Genomic DNA, 18,283 nt, shown 5'->3' on the forward strand with positions numbered 1-18,283 from the left:
GGGACTCTAGGAATGAATTTTAATTCCCAATCCCCAGTACCCAATCCCCAATCCCCAATCCCCAATCCCTTTTAAGGAGTAACACTAATGCAATTAAAGCCAATCAATCAACAGGTCGTTTCCGTAGTTGGAGCCTCCAGTGGTATCGGACGGATCACAGCCCTTGAGTTTGCTAGACGCGGGGCAAAAGTGGTAGTCTCCGCTCGTGGTGAGTCGAAGCTAAAGTCTTTAGTGGAAGAGATTCGCAGCTTTGGCGGCGAGGCAACTTATATTGTGGCCGATGTACAAGTATTTGACCAAGTTAAGGCGATCGCAGATAAAACTGTGGAAGTCTACGGGCGACTCGATACATGGGTACATGTCCCCGCCATCGGCATCTTTGCCACTTTCGACAATACAACACCAGAAGAGTTTAAGCATGTTATTGATGTCGATCTGATGGGACAGGTGTATGGTGCAATGGCGGCCCTACCCCATCTGAAGCGTGAGGGACGGGGGGCATTGATCCATGTCTCTTCAGTTGAAGGTACGCGATCGCTCCCCTACCAAAGTGCTTACTCGGCAGCCAAGCATGGGGTCGAAGGTTTTATTGAAGCGATGCGCGTTGAGTTGCAACATGAAAAATGGCCTATCAGCGTCACAAGTGTAAAGCCAGCAGTGATCAACAGTCCCTTCTGGAACAATGGCCGGACAAAATTAGGCGTAAAGCCTGCCGGGGTACCACCTTACTACGAACCTAAACTTGTAGCTGATGCTATCCTCTATGTAGCCGAACATCCAACTCGTGACTACTTAGTTGGGGATGTAGCTAAAGTTTTAGATTTGGTACAGCGCATCTCACCACCATTAGTAGATTCACTGTTACTGCTTATTGGCTTCAAGTTACAGCATAGTTCCGAGCCGAAATCTGAAGATGCATCAAATAATTTTTACGAACCTGTTGCTGAAGACGACAGAGTTAACGGTGATTATGGTCACTTAGTTATACCTAGTGTTTCCGACTGGCTAGAAAAAAATCCGGTTCTTCAGTGGGGTGCGATCGCTGGTACAGCAGCATTAGCGTTGCTAGTAGCTCAAGTAATCAAAGAGCAAGGATAAAAGGGCTTCCAATTAAAAAAAGATCCTATCGCTTTGATGGCAGGGGAGCAGGGAGCAGGGGGCAGGGGGAGCCAAGAGGGTTATTGTTCAGTAATTAATTCTTCTCTCAAGAACAGCTTCTCTTCTCCCCTTGCCAGTATTGAGGATCAAGCTTTAGCAGAACGAAGTACACTAATAAAATTTTGAGCATAATTCTGCGTTGAGAAATCGAGGGCGCGTTGTCTGGCAGCGACTCCGGCACTCTGGGCAAATACTTGCTCGTCAAGATAACGGAGAATTGCGATCGCTAATTTCTCTGCATCACCGTAAGGTGTTAATAATCCATTCATGCCATCGGTAATAATCTCCGTCGGGCCGCCTGCATCGCCAGCAATCACAGGTTTACCCAACGCCATCGCCTCAATAATCACAATCCCAAACGGCTCTTTATCTGATGCATGAACAAATACATCCATCGCCTGCACCCACTCCGGGATATTACGCTGTAGCCCAGCCATAATTACTTGCTCTTTCAAGCCTAATGCAGCGATTTCTGCTTTTAAGAAGTCCTCATAATCTGGTTCTAAATCGTGCTTACCGCCAACCACTACACAATGAGCATCGGGATACTTCTGTAAAATTTTTGGCATTGCTTGCACCAATACGTGCATTCCCTTCCATCGTTGCAATCGCCCAACGATTCCAATCAATGGCCCGTGTAAAGGTAAGCCCAGTTTTCGCCGTGCTTCTTCTGGAGACGGCAAAGCATTAGGCTCAAATCGGTCTAATGCGACACCAGGATAAACTAAGGGTGTTGGTCTGTGAGGCCAAATCTCTGCCTGTGCTTGCTTACCATCTTGGGAGAGAGTGATAATTGCACGGGCTGGGATTAAAGTTGCGATTCGCACCAACCAAGTTTTATCGCTAGGCACTTCTAGCTGATACCATACAGCAGGTAACCCTGCCAGCATCGCCGCCAAACCTCCAGATATATGCGTAATCCACATCCAATTGACAATTATATCTGCACGTTCGCGGCGGGCGATCGCAGCTATCCGAAAAACGGCAGCAATAAAACGGTGGATTTGGCGCAAACGTCCACTTTCCACAACTCGTGCATCAATGCCAAGGGACTTTACTTGTTCAACCATCGGGCCGTCTTCTAAAAAGATCACCAGCCACTCGACACCAGCGTTACGTCCCTGCTGCACTAAATCCCAAAGCATCATTTCACCGCCACCTCGTTGCTCGGCCAGTGGCATTACAATAATTGCTTTCATAATATATCAGTCCTATTTAAGTTGTAAGATTTTGTTTTTTAACTAACGACAAAAAATAATTTACATCCAGTCAAATATTTTCGTATTTATTCATAATTTTTTGATGTTGATAATACTTATGCCCTGCCATAGCCATAGCTAAAAATCCCCAAAGAATCATCCCTGCCACACTTAACATGCCGCTACCGATAATTAGCTGTGCAGAAGAACTGATACCAATAGCGCGGGCAGCACTGATAAAACTATCGAAACGACCTTCACCATAGGTGCTGACACTAATAATTAAAAAAATTAATCCACCCATATAAAAGATGGCTCCAAACCAACCAAGGGTGAAAAACATATCTAAAATGCCACTATCAATTACCACCACTTCGATTTGGCCAGTTTTTTCATTAACTTTCCAAATATTTCCTAATCCATTACCTAGACCATTAGAAAGGGCTAAACCAAGATTTTTGTCATAACTTCCCGATCTATCTTTAAAACTGTTATCTTCTTCAAGATTAGAAAAAGTTTGTAAACGGGCTGCTACAACCCCAGCAATTGGCTCGATGGTTGTCAATGGCACAACACAAATTGCCATTACCACAATTATGATGATTAAGCGCATTTGAATCCGGGTTTTGACTGAACCCACAATCATAATTATTCCTAATAACCAGCCTCCCCAATTAGTACGTGCTTGTGTCAACAGGAAGGACAAGTAACCAACGGCTGAAGCAGGAAAAATTAAGTTTCCTGAACTGGTAAATAACAACAGCAACCCAGCTTGCATAACGGAACCAAAAGGGCCGACTGAGTGCAATGTACTCCAGACGCGCATTCCGAAAGGTACAGGGTTTCCAGAACTCATGAATAGTTTTGATTGGATGAGCCAGTACCTATCCCATTCAGGAGCCACGACGAATTGATATACGCCATAAGCTCCTAAAATCAACACACACCAAAGGAATGTTCGCTGAAAGTTCTGGCGATAACTGGGATAATCTCGCCAGTTTATAAATAAGTGAAAAGCGAAGATAATCGGACTGAGCCAATCTAACAGCCCGCGTGCTACTGGGATCGGTGGGTTATAAATAAGACCGATTAGAAAGCCATAGAAGACTCCGATAAAAGCCAAAACAAACGGCAAGCCCCCTTGACGCGAGGCGCGGGGAAAGTGTCGTAAGAATGTTGCGATGGTGACAAACACCACCAAATATGGTGCTATGAGCATCTGACGGGTAGCGTCCCAGCCCACCCGATAGTCAACCAGGCGGGTAGCTAAAGGCGTGAGAAACCAGATCCACCAGGTAAAGCTGATGTAGAGAATGGGATGCCGCAAGTATAAAAATATGGCTACTACTAAAGCTGTTACTGGGTAAATTAGGCGCAATGCGGCAGTAGCACCAGCAAAATAGCAAGCTACAGTCAGTAATATAAAGCCTGCGATCGCCATCCAACCCTGTTGCGATCGCTCTTCGGGAGAATAGGTTTCTTGCAAAAAACTATTGAAAAGTATCTGTCTAGAATTCATTCAATTTTAGATTTTGGATTTTAGATTTTGGATTACTGGCTTTCTGGAGACAGCAGTCCACCCGTCTTAATTCCCAGGTTCTAACTGCGAACTAAAACTAAGAAGAAATTAAATTCATTTTGAATTTTGTTAACGCAGCGTTAGCGAGTCAGCGTACCACTTCGTGGAAGCAAGCTACGCGCAGCGTCTCGTAGAGAGCGTCATTTTGAATTGTTTATATCCCTGCCAACGTCCACGCCAGGATGCCAGCAGTTTTTTCCCTGCCAACTGCCCTTGTGTAGGTAAAAATCTCAGCCATTGGACGAAACCTAAGCTATCGCATGTACCCACGAATACTGCCCAGAATAAAAATACAATCCGGCGGATAAATGGCAAATGCTCTAATAAAACTAAGGTTTCATTATGGACTAAATTAATAAAGGCAATTTCATTAAAATTATTTCGCTGATCTTCATCAAAACGTTGTGCCGGATAGTGATCTACAGCAACATTAGGATCGTAAATTATTTTCCAACCAGCCCGTTTTAATGTCAGAGTGAATGCCATTTCAAAATGTACCTGCGCTCCTGTGCCGCGCATCCGCTCGTCAAAGCGTAATTGTCCGATTGCTTGGGTACGAAAACTCATGTTTACACCCTTGAGAATATCGACTTCACGCGGTTCTCCCACTCCCAGGTGATGGTTGCCAATCACTCGCCCAAACCATTGCAACTGTCCCACTACTGGGCGGGATTCGTCTTCTAATTTGCTGCCGTGGTATATCCAATCACGCCCTCCCAGTCCGCCGAGGCGACTATCACAGGTAAAGTAAGCGGCGATGCGCTCTAACCAATCTGGGTGGGGTGCGGCATCATCATCAGTAATGGAAACAATATCACCCTCCACTGCTGCTAGTCCGGCGTTGAGGGCTGCTACTACACCCGGTTGTGTGACTTTCACAGTATGCAATGGCAGATTGGGCGTGTTTAATTGCGCTAGAAATTGCCAAGTTTCTGCATCCGTGTCACGGACAACTACTATCACCTGATCGACGGGTTTAGTTTGCTCCTGTAGCGCCAAAAGGCAGCGTGATAGGTCTTGTGGACGGCGATAAGTCGGTATCAGAACGGTGTTCCGCATTCTTGCTTAACTCCTCGAATAGATCCACATAAGTTTGTGCCATAGTAGTCCAGCTATGTTTTTCTGCCACAAAGCGAGCTGCTTTGCCCATTTGCTTCATCAAGGGGCGATTGCTCACCAAAGACATCAGCGCCACAGCCAAAGCATCAATATCATCTGAGTCGGATAAGACGATGCCACATTCTGGTGTCACCAACTCTCCGCCCCCGGTGGCTGTGGCAGTAATTACAGGCAGTCCTGAAGAAAGTGCTTCTAACAATACGAGGCTACAAGCTTCGTATCGGGAAGGAAAAACAAATAAATCTACTGCTTGCATAATTTGGGGGATATCACGGCGAAATCCGACAAAATGCACGCGATCGCTTAACCCTAAAGATGCTGCTAATTCTGGGAAAGGGCTACCTTGAGTGTGTCCCACCACTGCCAAATGTAAATCGGGAACTTTCGCCAAGGCGTGCAGCACTGTATCTAAGTTCTTTCTGGGTGTGCGGATATCTCCAGCGAACAGTGCTAGGGTGACATTCTCCGGTAAACCTAATTTTTGGCGATGCCTAGGTTGGGCTACGCCTACGCTTTCAGCAGGAGCAAACTCTTCTAAGTCAACGCCATTGATAATTACGCGAATCCGAGAACGCGGCACACCAATATTAACTAATTCCTGGGCGACCTTTTCGGATACAGCCACCACAACCTGCGCTTTTTGGAAAGCCTGTTTTTCCCAACGCGCATTAAAAGCTGTAAATAGCCATTGATAGAAACCATACAAATCTCGGCGGTTACGGGAAATATGAACAGGCGATCGCAACCATGAACTGTGGACAAAATGTACAGCATTCACATCAGCCGCAGCCAGATTAATTGCTCCATTGACTTTAACTAAATCAATCTCAGAGCGATGTTGACGTAACCAATCTGCGCTTTTTTGGGCAAATATGAAATTCCGCACAAATTCTGTCGGATAGCCTTTGACTGGAATTTTAATCCAATTAACTTGACTATTATCTTCTAGTTCTGGTGCGACTTCACTAGCCAATAATGTCAATTCATGACCACGACGAATTGCTTCTTGAGCTACTTCGTAATTTACCCGCCCCTGACCATCACCTTTTTTGATTTTATGAGTAACAATACAAAGTTTCATATACTACCTTGCTTGGTAAAATAAGCGAAAACAAAGACGCAAAGTAAAAAACTTATTTTTATTACCTTTGTGTCCTCTGCGTCTCTGCGGTTCGTTAAAAGAATAGACCTCTTGCATAAATCGAATAGACCCCCCTTAATCCCCCCTTATAAAGGGGGGAAACTTGAAATCTTCCCCCCTCCCGTTGTGAAGGGGAGGGTTGGGGAGGGGTGATTCAAGGATTTTTGCAAGAAGTTTAATCTACAATTTAGACACTATTCCTCTATCATTTAGAAATTTCTATTAATTTTTCTCCGAAAAAACGCGGAGTAAAACTGAGGCCTAGTGCCGCTATAGTTCGCACATCAAATTTTTGTTTATTCAACGTTTGCCAAAAATAAGGACGTGCTGCGGCTATCTGTTCACTTCGTAGCAAACCAATTCCCAAAGTTGTATTAGCTTCTAACCATTTCTGTTGAAAGTAAGTTTTAAATTGCTGTAAACGAGCGTCTTGCATAAAGACTTGATAACAAAACATTTCGCTTTTAGCTTTGCGGATTTTTGCTTGCACATCTCGACTACCACTGAGCATAGTGTCAGTTTGCTCATGGGCACGATATCGCGTCAATCTTTCTGGATAATAGTAAGCACCGTAACCAGATATACAACAGAGATAAGTTAAATATAAATCCCACATTCCGCCAACTTCTGAGGGCATACTATCCCAATCGATAATATTATTACGAATCACACAAGATGCAGCAGTGGGTATGCTTTTATCTACCAATCCAATTTTGTAAAAAGGTTGATGAATTCCTTTTGCTAGTTTGTCTCGCTTGTAACCGCGTGTATTTTCTTCAGTACCAGCATCATTAATTATGCTATCTGCATCTATAATATATTGGTCACAAAAAGCGAGAATTAACTCAGAATTTGCTTCTAGAGGTGGTACTAGGTTTGCTAAAAAATCTTCATTCCACATATCATCATCATGAAGACTAGCAACATATTTACCTCGCGCCATCTTGAAGCCATGCTGCTGATTAGCAATCATCCCCACATTTTGCTGATGTCGCCAAAATTTAATGCGTGAATCACCAAAAGATGCGACAAGTGCTTGAGGATTTTCTGGACTACAATTATCAGAAACAATAATTTCGATATTTTGATAAGTTTGTTTAACAGCGCTAGCGATCGCTTGCTTGAGATACTTTGGTCTATTATAGGTGGGGATAATAACGCTAACTAAAGGCTGTTGAGATTCTTGAGACAATGACATATTTTTTCCTTTATATTTAATAGGTAAAAAATGGACAATTTGATGTTTATACCAAACTAAGCTTATTTCGCTTGAGAAACGCTATATATTTTTTCCGCTCTAGAAGGAAATTCAGCTATTGTTTTTGCATAAATTGTTCGGAGATTATTTACATGAGCATTCATTGTAAATTCTTTCATTAATAAAGCATGACCTTGTTCGCCCATATATCGGCTTTTTTCATAATCTCCATACAAATTATGAATAGCATCAGCCAGTTTTTTGATATCATTACCTGGAACAAGAATACCCGTTTCTCCATCTCGCAAATATTCTGGAATTCCTCCGACTGCACTACCAATTACAGGTCGATAACGAGAATATGATTCTAGAGTTACAAGACCGGCAGGTTCAGGCCAAACGCTAGGAAAGATGACTGCAAAACACTGTTCGTAAAGATTATTTAATGTGTTGCGATCGCACCAACCATGCCAAGTAATTCGATTACTTAATCCGAGTGTATTTGCTAACCTTTCTAAGCGTGGTCGTTCCCAGCCTTCACCTGCAATATCAAGTTTAATTTGCGGATTTGTATGTATTAAGGTTTTGAGCAACCATTCCAGACCTTTATCAGAAACAATCCGTCCAACAAACAAAATTCTATGATTTTGGTGGATATCTAAACTCAGGGGTGCAATTGTTATTTGTGGTATAGAGATACCACAATGTATCGTTACAATTTGCTCAGAGTTTACACCGTTTTTAATCAACTCTTGACGCACGTATTCGCTATTAGCAACAAAAGTAATTTTTACTTTTTTTAAGACTTCTAATAACTGATGAGTAATTTGAAGTTCTTTAAGACTTTTTAACGGTCTACGGCTACCACATTTATCTGCTAATTTACCCCAGGTACAACCTAAGTAAGAGAAGTTGCGATCGCAGATTGTTCGCTGCCCAGCTAAATACTTTGTACCGCTAGGACAGTACAATGAGTGATTATGAACGCTAAAAACCGTAGGACACTCGCCTGTAAGCTGCAAAAGCAAATCTGGGCTGTGGAGGTGCAGCAGCTTAAACTTTCTTTGGTCAACATTCTTAAGCGATCTTATCACGCGATCGCTAACTTCAGGTGGTCGATGTTCAAACAGAGAAGCTAAATAAGTTTCAACACCTCCACCCTCACCTACATCAAAATTGGAGCATTGATAAATCAAGTCTTCTTCAAAAATATCCCTGTGTAATAGTTGATCATTTTGCTTGGCATTATTGATTGAGTTAAGCATTAACCACCATTTTTTACGTTATTACTAATTTGTATTCCTCATCTAAATAGAGGCTTAAATTCATCAACTTATATGCCAGCGTTAAACCAAAACTTGTGTCTGATATCACTCACATAATGTCTAAGAACAATTTTTTTACTTGCAGATTTATCTGGATAAATGAACTGATCTTCTACATTAAGAACATATTTTTTTGAGCATATAGGCTTACCATGATTGTGATGCATTGTCAAATGAACAATTGTTTGTTCCGTAAAATAAGTAGGAGGTTCTTGGAGATTTGCTAAACGTTCGATAGCAAAACTCCAGTCAAATTCATGCCTAAAGAACATAAATCCACCATTTACTGGATTTGACTTTTCAGAATCATTATAAATAATTCGCTCATCTAGCGATATAGAACAATCAGGTAGATAGAGAGAATATTTATCGTCCGATTTACTCAAATTAATTAAGTCAATCCCGCCGGGGAAAAATAAAATATCTGAATCAGTGTAAATCGTAGCTCCATTAACCGGAATTGACATTAACGCCGACAACTTTTTGCCAAGTGGATGCAGTTGGGCATAATCATGAACACATTGAGGTAAATCGGTTCTCAGGAAGTTTTGTAAAGGTATTACCTTAACGCAGGGATGGACACGGTGGAGTAAATTACAACTAGACTCAGTGTAACTGCCATCAGAAACTACAGCGAATATATCTGGAATGCCGACATGACGAATGAATGAGCGAATACTTGCTACTTGTTCTGGTAAATCACGTTCACATGAAAAAGCATAGACACTTACCGGAACTTGTCGAGTTTGTTTTATCGGAATGCTGACAATCTGAGAAAGGGCTGCTTTATATAGGGAGCGATTAAATTTACCCTGCATCTTAGCAGTGTGGTAGCCTAGATTTACCATTTATTTTTCCTGGTTAAAATTATAAATAATTGGCTAGGAGAATGAATTCGTAATTTGCTTGTGAATTACAAATTACGAATTGCGTAGCTTGCTTCTCCCCAGAGGCGAGTATTACGAATTACGAGTTATAGTATTGCATCTGGTGATATTCCCAAAGCTTGCCTTTACGTCCGAGTAATTCTTGATATTTGCCCTGTTCTACTATCCGCCCTGCTTCCAAGACTACGACTTTATCGGCTTTAGCAATAGTAGAAAGACGGTGAGCGATCGCAATTACTGTTCTACCCACAGATAGCTTTTCTAATGAATCTTGAATCAAACGCTCTGATACAGAATCTAAAGCACTAGTTGCTTCATCCAAAATCAAAATTTCTGGGTTCCTTAGTAGCGCCCGTGCGATAGCAATTCGCTGTCTTTGTCCTCCAGATAATCTAACACCCCGATCTCCCAATTGGGTATTAAAACCTTCGGGCATTTCTAAAATAAATTCCAGCGCATTCGCTAGTTTAGCGGCTTCTTGAATTTGCTCATTAGTGGCTTGGGGAGTACCGTAAGCAATATTTTGCCAAACATCAGTATTGAAGATAAAAGTATCTTGACTGACAACAGCTATTTGACGACGTAGAGAGTTAATTTCAAACAGCCGAATATCAATTTCATCGATATAGATATTTCCCTCGGTAGCAGTGTAAAAGCGAGGAATTAAATCAGCAAGAGTTGTTTTACCAGCGCCAGAGGCTCCAACTAATGCAGTCATTTTCCCCTTTTCAATGGTTAGGGTAACATTATGCAACACTATATTTTTGTCATCGTAGCCAAAATCCACAGATACTAAATTTATTGCCCTTTCTAAAGCCTTAAACTTAAGTGTTCCATCCTGAAAATAATTTTTATCATCACTTTTTAGCAGATTTTTAATGTTGTCTGCCGAGCCATGTAAAGTACTGAGAAATGCTCTCGTGCCATTAATATCTTGAACAAAGGGGATGAAGCGAAATAGCACAAAGAAAAATGTTAGCAAAGAAGCAACTTGTAGCGTTCCATTACTAACCAGGCTAGTGAATGCCAAAATAATCATTCCCACCAACACCGTAGTAGCTACCCCTTCGGCAATTGGTTTTACAAGTGTCCAAGTGAATACAACTTTAGTTGTAGTACTTACTACCTTGTCGCTAGCTTTGTAATAACGTTGGCGCTCAAATTCTTGAGTACCACAGGAATGAACCGTGCGAATGCCATTAATAAATTCTATGGCTGTTGATGTAAAATTAGCATTAGCAGTTGTCATGCCAAAACTTGATTCTCTGACTCTGGCATTCAGATTAGATAAACCTACACCTAAAAGTGTAAATAGTAATGCTGAAATCACAGTCAGTTGCCATGATATCAAAAACATTGATATTAAGTAGACAAGAGTTGTGATTCCCCTAGTTATTAAAAAGGCTGCGCCACTGAAACCCTGTCTTATCCTTTCAATTTCTGTGGTTATTGTGTTAATTAGTTCACCAGAACGAGTTTTGGCAAAGTAACTTAACGATAAGGATTGTAACTGTTCAAAAATTTGCTTACGTAAGCGATCGCCAAAATGCAGTTGAGATAATTCAGTATAAACTTGTCCAAAGTAATTGAAGGCAACACGTAACCAAGTACTGAATAAAATCAGCAAAGATACTCGGTACAGACGATTAATTGCCGATGAATTAGCTCCCAATACTAAATTATCAAACCATTCTATTCCTGTTTGGACAGGTTGAGCGTTGGGACTAGTTAAGCTTTGTAAAAAGGAAAGTAAAAAACCAATACTTACACCTTCAAAAGTTGCCGCCAGAATTGAGAATATCAAAGCTAAAATTACAATCTTGCGAAAGTGTTTAAATTCTCGCAATAGCAAATAGTTGTCTTGCCAAAAGCTAGAAGCTTTAAGCAAACTACGAAGTTTTTGAGGAAGTTGGGAATGCATGGATTTTATAATAATAGTTTGGCAAGGTAGATAGACCGCTATAGTGCTTTAGCCTCAGTGCGGTAGATGAAACCATCAGTTACCGCACAGATAAATTACAGTGTTTGGCTATCTAGATGTAACAGGTGAGACTGTGCTTCTACTTCCCACGAAGCTTTAATTTCTGGTAATTTATTTAGCTGTACTGCATCTTCTAAAGTCCAACAACGAGATCCGGTCAAACTCATGTCACCCCGTAGCACGTTAAATAACTGGGGCAGATTATCAAGGCTGTATTTACCCATCCAACGCCCTAGCGCTGTGGTGTTTTGCGTGCGAAACCTCATTGCCCGAAACAGCTTACCCCGTTCTCCAACCCGCCACTCACGGCAAAAAAGTGACCCTGGCGAGTAAACCTGCATTAACACAAGCAATCCCAACATGACTGGACTTACTAATAGCAGCAACACCAAAGCAGCAATCCAATCAATTAGTCGCTGTACTTGTCTCAAGGGTTGCTTAGGCAGTTTATTGCTAGCAGATATGCCTACGAATATTGGCTTTTGAGCTTCTTCACATGCATCTGCCCAAAACCTGAGCAAAGCCTCACCCAGTTTGGGATCTATGCTTACCAAACTTACAGGAGAATGTTGTAAGCATTCTACTAGCGATCGCTTACTATTTAATGAAGGCAGATATGGTTGTTTCACTTGTCCAAGCGGCTTCACCAACAGCTTACCCCGTCGCCACTGGAGTGTGCAGTACCCACGATTATCTTGGTGTTCCTGGGTTACATCATATAAATTCTCTAGAGTTGGAATTATTGAAGTTGTCATAATGTCTTTGGGTTTATACAGGAGTGAATTGCTGAGGCGTTATCAAAGGCTATCAATGCCAAAGACCCAAATCCGAATTGTTGTCACTCCAAAAAGTTGGAGATAATTGAGGGCAAAATATGTTATCGCTATTTGCCACTCAGCCAAGCACACATTGTGCAGAATTCTGCTGGTGTAGAGGTGAACAAATCAACGTTACTATCAATATTCATGAGGAATCAGTATTTTCCGGTAACTACTGACAGTAGAAAAGTGTAGAGGTAAATTACCCATGAATCTATATCGACGTTTAATTGCACTGAGGTGTTGATTGTATCGATATATTTAACAAAACCAGTCCCCTGTTGTCTTCTAGCCTTTATGAAGGTGCTTTAATCTCTAGAATATAAGAGTATGTAGAAATAGCGATCGCTTAAATAAATTCTTTATTTACTCTTTAAAGAGCCAGTGATTTCTTTGATAACCCATAAAGTTAGCATAAATATACTGATTTTTTCCTGATTGCAATAAAATTAAATTTTGTTCAAAAAAATGTAGGATAGCACAGCTGTGCTATCCTACGTGTTGCATTTAATATGAATAGATCCCTAACTTCTTAGAGGATGCTTGAAAAGTATTATGCGAAACATCAAAATCATTAAAGACCTAACCCCCTGACCCCCTTCCCGATGCGGGAAGGGGGAATTCAAAGCCTCTCGACCTTTCGGGGAGAGGAATGGAAGCGGGGTTTTTAGTATACTTAACGACTTTCCAAACAACCTCTTAGAAAAGTCGGGGATCTTTCGTCGCCGTACTAGCTATTTTTCTACAGCTTGACGCAGAGCTAATTGCTGTTGTTTGATATAAGGTACGTAATTACTACTAGAGTTTGATACCCCATTAGCTACAACCCCAATCAGATTTAACTTACTCAGCATCGCTGTAGCTTGATTAAGCTGACTTCGCGTCACAATCCCAATACTTGCCACCATGACCACGCTACGACAAGATGATGCGGTGAGCATAGCATCCACTAAACCGAGAACTGGGGAAGCATCTATGAGTACCAAGTCATAGTTTTCCTCAAATGCTGCCATTAATTCCATCATCCGAGGGGAACTCAACAGATTAGCTGGGTCAGCAGGTCTGGGGCCAGCTGTCAAAATATCGATGTAGGCGGAACCTGAGTATTGAAGACTAATCTGGTTGGGTAGGGTTGCATCACTAGCCAATAGAGTTGAAAGCCCCTGTTCATTAGGAAGATTCAACTGTTCATGCAGACTGGGATCGCGTAAATTGGCATCAATCAGCAGTACCCTTTTGTGTAAACGGGCAGCACTCATCGCCAAACCTAACGCCAAAGCTGATTTACCCTCATCAGGTAAAGCTGAGGTAATCATCAAAGATTTTAAGTTAGCAACAGTATTTAAAAGTTCAATGTTTTTGTAAATCAGATCCAGCGATTCCCAACGCGGTGGAGATTGCAGTACCTGAATTGTCCAGGGGGCGAGAACTTCTGGCTTACCAAAGGGTAACTTGATCATTGATTCTCTGGGTTTGGCTGGCGGTAATTTGGGAGTTGTTCCCAACAACGGCATGGCCATTTGCTTCTCTAACTCAGCAGTGGTGTGAACTGCATCATCAGCCGATTCTCGAATAAAGGCAGTAATGCCACCTAACATAAACCCAACCACAGCACCTAACAGCAAGTTCTGTTGAAGATTGGGGCCTAATTGTCCGCCTTTTTGAGGTTCTTCCACAACTTCCCAATTAAATCCACCCTTGGAAAGTTCTTGCCGCAATTGCTGTTCTGCTCTTAAAAGCTGCTCTAACCTTTCACGGCTAAATTGCAACTGCGGTAGCATCCGATTGTAATAAGCTAAAAGAGGCGGGAAGCGTTTGATTTCAAAACGTAGCTCGTTTTCTTTCTGGGCCAAAGTTTGATCGCGAGCAGTTAAAGCAACTATATTTGTCTGTGTTTCCACTAGCTGACCAGCAAGGCTGAGATCAATTTGACCGAGTTGCCCTTTTTCGAGAAGAGAGTCTCCATTCGTGAATGCACCAGCAGATTTTCCGCCTAAAGTTCTTCCTACTTCTTGTTGCAATAATTCCTTCTGACTCTGAAGCTGTTCTTTGAGCTTCTGCACACTCGGAGTTTTATCTGTAAAACGTAAGCGTTCTTGTGCTAGTGCCAGTTCGCTTTTTTGGATTTCGTTTAGTAAGCCTTGATAGCGAGTAGATTGACTCAGACGAGAAGCAACTAGAGCATTTTGAGGAGAACGGTTAAGTTGTTCTTCTAAAGATTTTTGGCGTGCTAATGCTTCGCCATACTGGGCACGAGTTGTCTGTCTTTCTTGGGCAATATTATTTAAAGCTGTCTCAATCGCTTTAGCCTGTGACTCTGGATCAATTAAGTTCTGATTTCTGCGGAACCTTTGTAAATTTGTCTCAGCCGCGTTTACTTCTTCACTGGCTTTACTTAACTGTTCCCTGATAATTTGCAGACCTTTTTGTAACCGCGAATTCTGTTGTTGTTTGTTATATTCCACATAAACTTGTCGAATTGCATCCAGAACTTTTTGTGTTTTTTCTGGATCTCCAGCAGTGTATTCAACTTGAAATATTTTAGTAGCGACATTATCTTCTTTGCTCCTTAATTGAGTTAAGACCAAAGAAGTTTTAATTTCACCTGCACTTATATCTGGATAATCAGACTGAAGTTTATCAACTGCTTTTTGGATAAGTCCCGAACTCTGCATCAAGTTAAGCTGAGTCGCAGTATCTATCACAACATCAGAGTCAGTAAACTGATTGTCTATCCCCGCACCTTCTTTTTTACCTTGATAGTTAGGTTCTACTAGCAGTTGCATAGAACTTTTATAAGTTGGCTTGGTTTTAAAAGTTACCATGCCTGCAATAGCAATAGAAGTAATTAATACTGCTAGGAACCAAGGAAATCTTCGCACAAATACGGCAAACAATTGTCCGTAGCTTGGTTCAGTTTCCGAAGCTGGAGCTATATGAGGATTTAGACTAGTTTGAACCACTTTTATTATCCTTGTCTTCAAGACTTACGCTAAGAGATTCTCCGAAGAATACCTATTTGTTTAACAAACTACCCAGGAGCAGATAGAAAAATAAATAGGTAATCTTATAGTGGGAAAGGATTACGAAATAAAACCGCAACGCTAGAGCCATTATTCCTTGAGATACCACGCCTACAAAGAACATGGTTTGAATTATTAGTCTGATATCAGAAAGTTTTTTTGCCCACTCTTAAAGTCAGGTATGTACCAAAAAACAATAACTAATGACCAATGAATATTTGATCCACGCCACAAGCTTGGTTAATAATTTGCTCAACTTTCCCAAAGAAGGCATTCTCTGAAAAGTTTGCAACGGCATGATTACGGATGCGATCGTAATCCCAAGAAATGCCATTGGCTTCTAGCAATGCAATTTGTAGAGATTCGGGTGTTTGCCTTTTGAAAAAGACTCCTGTTTCACCTGGTATTTGAGTATCTAATACTCCACCTGCACCATAAGCGATGACTGGTGTGCCGCTAGCATTAGCCTCTACTGGAACTAATCCGTAGTCTTCTAAGGCTGCGACAATAATAGACTTGGCTTTGGAAAACAAGTCTTTGCGGGTTTTATCGCTTACGTGTCCCAAGAATTCAATATTTTTTAATGCTTTGGATTTTAACCGTGCTTGTTCTGGCCCATCACCTGAGATTAATAAGCGCCATCCCAGCCAATTAAAAGCTTCAACTATTATATCAAGGCGCTTATAGCTGATCATCCGGGCTGAGGCCAGATAATATTCTTCTTTTATATCGGAAAAAAGAAATTTACTAGTATCAATTGGATAGTTTACCATCATTGCCTTTTTGCCATAAATACTTTCAATACGGCGGGCAACAACACTAGAATTAGCAATGTAAAGATCAGGTTCCTGTGCATATTTCAGGTCTACCTTTCTCATTACTTGAAATATTTGTTCGATTAAAGGAGCAAAATATCTATAGTCTCCGTACTCTCTTAAATAGGTTGCTGTATCCCATAAGAAACGGGTGACATTATGGCAAAAACAAATGTGGCGAGCATTGGGATTTTTTCGCACTGCTTTGGCGAAGCTGGTGCTACTGCTAATAATTAAATCATAATCTTGCAGATCCAAGGCACGAAAGGCAGGAAAATATAGAGGAGCCATTGACCTAAAATATTTTACTGCACCAGGAATCTTTTGCAAAAAGGTTGTGTTGACTATGCGATCGCCTAGATCAATAGTTTTTTCTGGATCGTACAGAGATGTGAAAATATCTGCTTCGGGATAGCGCTTACAAAGCAGTTCAAACACACGCTCTGCCCCACCTCGCTGGGTTAAATAATCATGGACTAGAGCAATTTTCATGAATTTGACCTAAAGTTTCGATCAGGTTTATTTCAACGCTCCCTAGCAAGTTATTATCAACAACTTTAGTGTCCCGCAGTATAGCTCCTATCCTCTTCACGAAATTCTGGCGATAAATATATAGGGGCGTACAACTAGCTGTACGCCCCTACAGCCGATTCATTTGTAGCTATTACCCAACTGCTACTAAGATTTTTTCTGAGGCGAAATAAGTGTTTTGCTCAGTTCTTAGTTGGTCGCAGAGTCTGCCTTCAGGTAATTCTACATCCTCATAAGTGAGGACTTGATCCTTAGAAATATCTCGTTTGAGGCGACATCCTTCAGCTAAACCAATTGGTAGGAGATTTTGCTGTTGGACGATGGGGGAATTTTCACATTGTCCGTAGGTCATGTAGTAACCAATGCCATCTAAGGTTTCTCCTGCTTTCAGGTCGATTTTGGCAGTGGTGACAACATCTACTAGCGGGCCTGCTAGTGGAGACATAACCGCATCACCAAATAGGACAGCACGCGCTACAGACAAGGGAACTTCAAAATGACAGAGGTGGTAAGGAGTATAGAAGCTGTAAAGTGGGCCTTCGCCTAATTTATATAAGTTGAGATAGTGCTGTTGCTTGGGGTCGTCGTGAGTGGCAAATACATATACGCCTGGGCCAGGTTTTGCTCCAACTACATAATCGACAATGCCGCCCAGTTCTTTGAGTTGTTCAACATCATATATATGGGCCATTTCATCGACATAACCGTTGAAGTCATATCCTAGCATTCCCCGTTTGGCGACTTTCATACCTGTGGCATTGGCAACGATCGCTTGCTCAAAGGAAATTTTGGTTCCATCGGCAAAGCTAGCCACCATGTGGGGCTTTTGACCCCAACGTTTAGCAAATCCTTCCTGGGTGGTGGGATTGCGATAGGGGTCTTGGAGTCCTTTAATGTTACCGCACAATAACGGAGTTAGACCAATGCTTTTTACAAAGCGGTAGAGGTTCATTTGCACCCCTGGCTGATCGCCATCACAGGCGCTGAGAATCACACCTGCTTTGTCAGCATAGACTTTGAGGATGGGGCCAATGGTGCCGTCGAGTTCGGCATTCATCATAATCACATGCTTGCAATAGGCGATCGCTTCCATAACGATGTGAGCGCCAAATTCCACTGCACCTGTGACTTCGATTAATGCATCGATGCCCTCGGCCCGACACAGTAACTTAGCGTCTTCTGTGACTGCATATTTACCGTTTGCGATCGCATCTTCTAATTCGCTGACAGTTGCAACAACTTGAATATCTTCAATTCCTGCTTCCGAATAAGCTTGTTTAGCTGCATCAATCTGGCGATTGGAGATAGCAACTAACTCCATTCCTGGCACTGAATTGACAATTTGGTTGGCAATTCCTCGACCCATAAAACCAGCACCAATCATTCCCACCTTGATAGGATTTCCTGCTGCTGCACGGGTTTGTAAGGCGCGATCGATAATAATCATGAACTAAACTCCTTTTTGGAACTGTTGGTTGTGATACAAATTCTCTATAAACTTGCACTTAA

General features: G+C 41.8%; 13 protein-coding genes. 1 reads left to right on the forward strand and 12 read right to left on the reverse strand.

Annotation, left to right across the window (positions count from 1 at the left end):
* Positions 1-87: 87 nt before the first annotated feature.
* On the forward strand, positions 88-1,098 hold the full coding sequence (locus LC608_RS23975) for an SDR family oxidoreductase (RefSeq protein WP_229555959.1): 1,011 nt from the start codon (positions 88-90) through the stop codon (positions 1,096-1,098).
* A gap of 146 nt (positions 1,099-1,244) precedes the next feature.
* Here LC608_RS23975 and LC608_RS23980 read toward each other — a convergent pair whose 3' ends face one another.
* The 12 genes from LC608_RS23980 to LC608_RS24035 all read right to left on the reverse strand — a co-directional run bounded on the left by LC608_RS23980 (position 1,245) and on the right by LC608_RS24035 (position 18,221).
* Positions 1,245-2,357 carry a glycosyltransferase family 4 protein gene (locus tag LC608_RS23980; RefSeq protein ID WP_229555960.1) on the reverse strand — a complete coding sequence of 371 codons (1,113 nt, stop codon included), beginning with the start codon at positions 2,355-2,357 and terminating at the stop codon, positions 1,245-1,247.
* A 70-nt stretch (positions 2,358-2,427) separates the two neighbouring features.
* Complete coding sequence (locus tag LC608_RS23985) at positions 2,428-3,876, reverse strand: O-antigen ligase domain-containing protein (protein ID WP_229555961.1); 1,449 nt, start codon at positions 3,874-3,876, stop codon at positions 2,428-2,430.
* A 174-nt stretch (positions 3,877-4,050) separates the two neighbouring features.
* Positions 4,051-4,995, reverse strand: coding sequence for a glycosyltransferase family 2 protein (locus LC608_RS23990; protein ID WP_229555962.1), 945 nt, complete (start codon positions 4,993-4,995; stop codon positions 4,051-4,053).
* Entirely contained in the window at positions 4,913-6,136 is a 1,224-nt protein-coding gene (locus LC608_RS23995; RefSeq protein WP_229555963.1) for a glycosyltransferase family 4 protein, read from the reverse strand. The genes LC608_RS23990 and LC608_RS23995 overlap by 83 nt, the downstream gene beginning before the upstream one ends.
* 265 nt (positions 6,137-6,401) lie before the next feature.
* Positions 6,402-7,394, reverse strand: a complete 993-nt coding sequence (locus LC608_RS24000) for a glycosyltransferase family 2 protein (RefSeq protein WP_229555964.1) — start codon at positions 7,392-7,394, stop codon at positions 6,402-6,404.
* Positions 7,395-7,456: 62 nt separating this feature from the next.
* A complete protein-coding gene (locus LC608_RS24005) occupies positions 7,457-8,659 on the reverse strand; it encodes a glycosyltransferase family 4 protein (protein WP_229555965.1) in 1,203 nt (400 codons plus the stop codon).
* 68 nt (positions 8,660-8,727) lie between these two features.
* Positions 8,728-9,567, reverse strand: a complete 840-nt coding sequence (locus LC608_RS24010) for a hypothetical protein (protein WP_229555966.1) — start codon at positions 9,565-9,567, stop codon at positions 8,728-8,730.
* Positions 9,568-9,685: 118 nt separating this feature from the next.
* Entirely contained in the window at positions 9,686-11,527 is a 1,842-nt protein-coding gene (gene hepA, locus LC608_RS24015) for a heterocyst formation ABC transporter subunit HepA (RefSeq protein WP_229555967.1), read from the reverse strand.
* 95 nt (positions 11,528-11,622) lie between these two features.
* Positions 11,623-12,342: a heterocyst development glycosyltransferase HepC gene (gene hepC, locus LC608_RS24020; protein ID WP_229555968.1), complete on the reverse strand. Its 720-nt coding sequence runs from the start codon at positions 12,340-12,342 to the stop codon at positions 11,623-11,625.
* A gap of 797 nt (positions 12,343-13,139) precedes the next feature.
* Positions 13,140-15,368, reverse strand: coding sequence for a polysaccharide biosynthesis tyrosine autokinase (locus LC608_RS24025; protein WP_229555969.1), 2,229 nt, complete (start codon positions 15,366-15,368; stop codon positions 13,140-13,142).
* Between the two features lie 260 nt (positions 15,369-15,628).
* On the reverse strand, positions 15,629-16,735 hold the full coding sequence (locus LC608_RS24030; protein ID WP_229555970.1) for a glycosyltransferase: 1,107 nt from the start codon (positions 16,733-16,735) through the stop codon (positions 15,629-15,631).
* Between the two features lie 172 nt (positions 16,736-16,907).
* On the reverse strand, positions 16,908-18,221 hold the full coding sequence (locus LC608_RS24035) for an NAD(P)H-dependent oxidoreductase (RefSeq protein ID WP_229555971.1): 1,314 nt from the start codon (positions 18,219-18,221) through the stop codon (positions 16,908-16,910).
* Positions 18,222-18,283: the final 62 nt, after the last annotated feature.

The organism is Nostoc sp. XA010, from assembly GCF_020829625.1.
Taxonomy (GTDB): domain Bacteria; phylum Cyanobacteriota; class Cyanobacteriia; order Cyanobacteriales; family Nostocaceae; genus Nostoc.

Bases quoted from the DNA above. Each gene is read 5' to 3' on its own strand.
- LC608_RS24000 (WP_229555964.1), bottom strand. From the start codon at position 7,394: ATGTCATTGTCTCAAGAATCTCAACAGCCTTTAGTTAGCGTTATTATC.
- LC608_RS24010 (WP_229555966.1), bottom strand. From the start codon at position 9,567: ATGGTAAATCTAGGCTACCACACTGCTAAGATGCAGGGTAAATTTAAT.
- hepA (WP_229555967.1), bottom strand. From the start codon at position 11,527: ATGCATTCCCAACTTCCTCAAAAACTTCGTAGTTTGCTTAAAGCTTCT.
- LC608_RS23990 (WP_229555962.1), bottom strand. From the start codon at position 4,995: ATGCGGAACACCGTTCTGATACCGACTTATCGCCGTCCACAAGACCTA.
- LC608_RS24030 (WP_229555970.1), bottom strand. From the start codon at position 16,735: ATGAAAATTGCTCTAGTCCATGATTATTTAACCCAGCGAGGTGGGGCA.
- hepC (WP_229555968.1), bottom strand. From the start codon at position 12,342: ATGACAACTTCAATAATTCCAACTCTAGAGAATTTATATGATGTAACC.
- LC608_RS23975 (WP_229555959.1), top strand. From the start codon at position 88: ATGCAATTAAAGCCAATCAATCAACAGGTCGTTTCCGTAGTTGGAGCC.
- LC608_RS23985 (WP_229555961.1), bottom strand. From the start codon at position 3,876: ATGAATTCTAGACAGATACTTTTCAATAGTTTTTTGCAAGAAACCTAT.
- LC608_RS24035 (WP_229555971.1), bottom strand. From the start codon at position 18,221: ATGATTATTATCGATCGCGCCTTACAAACCCGTGCAGCAGCAGGAAAT.
- LC608_RS24005 (WP_229555965.1), bottom strand. From the start codon at position 8,659: ATGCTTAACTCAATCAATAATGCCAAGCAAAATGATCAACTATTACAC.
- LC608_RS23995 (WP_229555963.1), bottom strand. From the start codon at position 6,136: ATGAAACTTTGTATTGTTACTCATAAAATCAAAAAAGGTGATGGTCAG.
- LC608_RS23980 (WP_229555960.1), bottom strand. From the start codon at position 2,357: ATGAAAGCAATTATTGTAATGCCACTGGCCGAGCAACGAGGTGGCGGT.